The following is a 3375-nucleotide window of genomic DNA, read 5'->3' as shown; positions in this document are numbered from 1 at the left end:
CGTCAAACTCGCTGCAACACGTATCTGGTTGAAGGTTTATGAGTCGGTGGCCTAGAGCACGCGGTCAAGCACGGGCACCAAGCGATCAAGGGTGCCTTGTACATCGTAAAGCTTGTCCAGCCCGAACAGACCGATCCGGAAAGTGCGGAAGTCGGCAGGCTCGTCGCATTGCAGCGGCACACCTGCGGCGATCTGCATGCCCTCGGCCATGAACTTTGACCCGTTCTGGACGGCCGGATCATCGGTATAGCTGACCACCACGCCCGGGGCACCAAAGCCATCGGCGGCGACCGATTTGATCCCCTTTTCCGCCAAAGCCTTGCGCACGGCATTGCCAAGCGCCCACTGGGCGTCCTTCAGCCTGTCGAACCCGAAGTCACGCGTTTCCAGCATCGTATCGCGGAAGGCCCGCAGCCCGTCCGTCGGCATCGTCGCGTGATAAGCATGGCCGCCATTCTCGTAGGCCTGCATGATACCGTGCCATTTCTTCAGGTCCACGGCGAAGGAATTGGATGACGTCTCGGCCATCCGCGCCACGGCGCGTTCGGACATCATCACCAGCCCCGCGCTCGGGGTCGAGGACCAGCCTTTCTGCGGCGCCGAAATCAGGACGTCGACACCCGTCGCCTTCATGTCGATCCATGCACAACCGGACGCGATACAGTCCAGCACGACGATTGCCCCGACTTCATGCGCCGCATCGGCCATGGCCCTGATATAATCGTCAGGCAGAATGATCCCTGCGGATGTCTCCACATGAGGCGCGAATACCACATCGGGCCTCGCCTCTGTGATCGCAGCGACAACATCCGCAATCGGCGCAGGCGCGAAGGGCGCGCGCGTATCATTGCCTGTCTGTCGGGCCTTCAGAACCGTTGTCTTGGCAGTGAAGTCACCGGCCTCGAATATCTGCGACCAGCGGTATGAGAACCAGCCGTTACGGACGACAAAAGCATGGGCACCCGCGCCGAACTGGCGCGCGACGGCCTCCATCGCGTAGGTGCCGCCGCCGGGAACAAGGGCCGTCGCATCGGCATTGTAGACCTCTTTCAACATGGCCGAGATATCGGTCATGACACCCTGAAAGGCCTTGGACATGTGATTGAGAGACCTGTCGGTGAAGACCACCGAAAACTCCATCAGCCCATCGGGATCGACTGCCTGCGGTCTGCTGTCCATGTCACGCTCCTTGCACTGTCGCACCAGCCTTACCAAGCAATGCGCATCAGGCAAAGCCGTCAATCGGCAGCATCGCCCGGATCGATTGCCGCACCCCCTTCCTTTCCAACCTCCGCGCCCGCGAACACCGTCCGGTTGCGCCCCAATGCCTTGGCCCGATAGAGCGCCTCATCCGCCTCTGATATAGCCAGTTCGATGTCCATGATGTGATCCTTGAGAGAACCACCGATCGAAACGGTCGCGCTGACCGCTATGCCGTTGAAATCGACCACATCCGTTTCGATGGTCCGGCGCATCCGCTCTGCGATGGCGAAGCCGGTTTCGAGTGTTTGATCATGCAGGAAGACGATAAATTCCTCTCCGCCGAACCGGCATACCAGATCATCCCCGCGCACATTTCTGCACAGCACATTGGCCACCCGCGCAATCACCTGATCGCCCGCAAGGTGGCCGTATGTATCATTGATCGTCTTGAACTTGTCGATGTCGACCATCAGCGAGACACCATAGGCTTCGGGCCGTTTGTTCATCCGGTTGAAGAAAAAGTCCCGCGTCGCGACGTTCGTCAGCCGGTCACGGTCCAGAAGGCGCTGCAGTTCGTCCGCCAGCAGAACAAGTCGGCGTTGCTGCAGAAGAATAAGCGTGGCCAGCAGCCCCGTGACAACGACCGTCGCCATCGTGGCCCTGATGCGGATGACATCGTGCATCTCGGGCGGATAGTTGATCGCCACATGAATCTGGATCAGGCCCACGGCCAGCAGGACGACGACTGTGATCCCGATAACGACGTGAATGGGTTTTCGAACAGGAAGCACGGCGCGGGCCCATCGGCTGACAATCGTGACTTCCTAGCGCCGCGACATTAAACAAAGGCTAATCCGAGCGGATCAAATCGGCCCCGGGCGGCGTTCCTCGCTCAAAAGCACATTCGCCTCGACATCCCCTACCCCCGGCATCGTCATGATGCGACGCCGCAGGACCCGCTCGAAATCGGCCAGATCGCGGGCCACGACCCGCAGGCGGTAGTCATAAAGGCCCAGGACATGCGCGACCGATTGCACCTCGGGGATGGCACCGACCGCACGCTCGAAGTCTTCCAGACTGACGCGGCCCTTCGTGGCCAGTTTGATCCCCAGAAAGACAGTCACCCCATACCCCACCCGTTCCGCATCCAGCACCAGACGCCGCCGCGCGATCACGCCTGCCTCCTCCAGGCGCTTGATCCGCCGCCAGACCGCGGGCTGGCTGAGACCCAGCCTGGCCGCCAACTGCGTTGTCGACTGATCGGCACTGGCCTGCAGGCTGCGCAGAATTGCGCGATCGATCTCGTCGCGTGTCACAGGGGCAGGCTTTCGTCTGATTTCACGGTCGCGACGGTCATCAGCGCCTCGATATCGGCGATATGGGGCAAGGGCAGGATGGCCTCGCGGTAGATCCGCTGGTAGTCCGGCAAGTCACGGGCGATCAGCGACAGCCGCACGTCCACACGGCCAAGAAACGTCTGGATTTCGATCACTTCCGGCACAAGACGGGCTGCGGCGATAAACTCGTCGAATGCCCGCGCGACGGCCTTGTCGAGCGTGATCCGCAAACTGACGGCCACACTATATCCCAGCGCGCGCCAATCGATGACAGCGCGGCTGCCAAGCAACACGCCCTCGGCCCGCAGACGATCCAGCCTGCGCCCCACCCGTGCGGGTGTCGATCCGGTCAGCTCTGCCAAGGCCGGCACGCCAAGCGCAGGATCGGCCTGCATCAGGCGCAAAAGTCGGCGATCATCGTCGTCAAGCATAGAAATAATGATATGCCGATTATTTGCACATAACAATCCTCGCTTTGCTCAAAAATACTCATGATCCAACACTCACAAATCGAACCAATCTCGATATAAGAGCGCCAGAAAACACGCCAACCAAAGGACAGAACCCATGCGCGTATATTACGACCGCGACTGCGACGTGAACCTGATCAAGGACAAGAAGGTCGCCATCCTCGGCTATGGCAGCCAAGGCCACGCCCACGCCCTGAACCTGCGCGACAGCGGCGCCAAGAACCTTGTCGTCGCCCTGCGCGACGGCTCGCCTTCGGCGGCAAAGGCCAAGGCCGAAGGTCTAAAGGTCATGGGAATCGCCGAAGCGGCAGCATGGTGCGACCTGATCATGTTCACCATGCCCGATGAATTGCAGGCCGAGACGT

The 3375-nt window shown here is 60.7% G+C and carries 5 protein-coding genes; 1 reads left to right on the top strand and 4 read right to left on the bottom strand.

Going from position 1 to position 3375, the window contains the following annotated elements:
* Positions 1 to 51 precede the first annotated feature (51 nt).
* The 4 genes from V7N12_RS13880 to V7N12_RS13865 form a co-directional block, all read right to left on the bottom strand.
* Positions 52 to 1179 (bottom strand): aminotransferase class V-fold PLP-dependent enzyme, encoded by a 1128-nt coding sequence (locus V7N12_RS13880; protein WP_333715250.1) that lies wholly within the window; start codon positions 1177 to 1179, stop codon positions 52 to 54.
* Positions 1180 to 1238: 59 nt separating this feature from the next.
* Positions 1239 to 1994 carry a GGDEF domain-containing protein gene (locus V7N12_RS13875; RefSeq protein WP_333715248.1) on the bottom strand — a complete coding sequence of 252 codons (756 nt, stop codon included), beginning with the start codon at positions 1992 to 1994 and terminating at the stop codon, positions 1239 to 1241.
* Between the two features lie 72 nt (positions 1995 to 2066).
* Positions 2067 to 2519 carry an Lrp/AsnC family transcriptional regulator gene (locus tag V7N12_RS13870; RefSeq protein WP_333715247.1) on the bottom strand — a complete coding sequence of 151 codons (453 nt, stop codon included), beginning with the start codon at positions 2517 to 2519 and terminating at the stop codon, positions 2067 to 2069.
* Entirely contained in the window at positions 2516 to 2971 is a 456-nt protein-coding gene (locus tag V7N12_RS13865; RefSeq protein ID WP_333715246.1) for an Lrp/AsnC family transcriptional regulator, read from the bottom strand. The genes V7N12_RS13870 and V7N12_RS13865 overlap by 4 nt, the downstream gene beginning before the upstream one ends.
* A gap of 136 nt (positions 2972 to 3107) precedes the next feature.
* Between V7N12_RS13865 and V7N12_RS13860 the strand changes: the two genes are divergently transcribed.
* Positions 3108 to 3375: NAD(P)-dependent oxidoreductase (locus V7N12_RS13860; protein ID WP_333715245.1), on the top strand; the 268-nt coding region annotated here is incomplete at its 3' end.

The sequence above is a fragment of the Yoonia sp. genome, assembly GCF_036770585.1.
GTDB lineage: Bacteria > Pseudomonadota > Alphaproteobacteria > Rhodobacterales > Rhodobacteraceae > Yoonia.
Note: the sequence above shows the minus strand (reverse complement) of the source record. Positions and strands in the feature narration are given on the sequence as shown.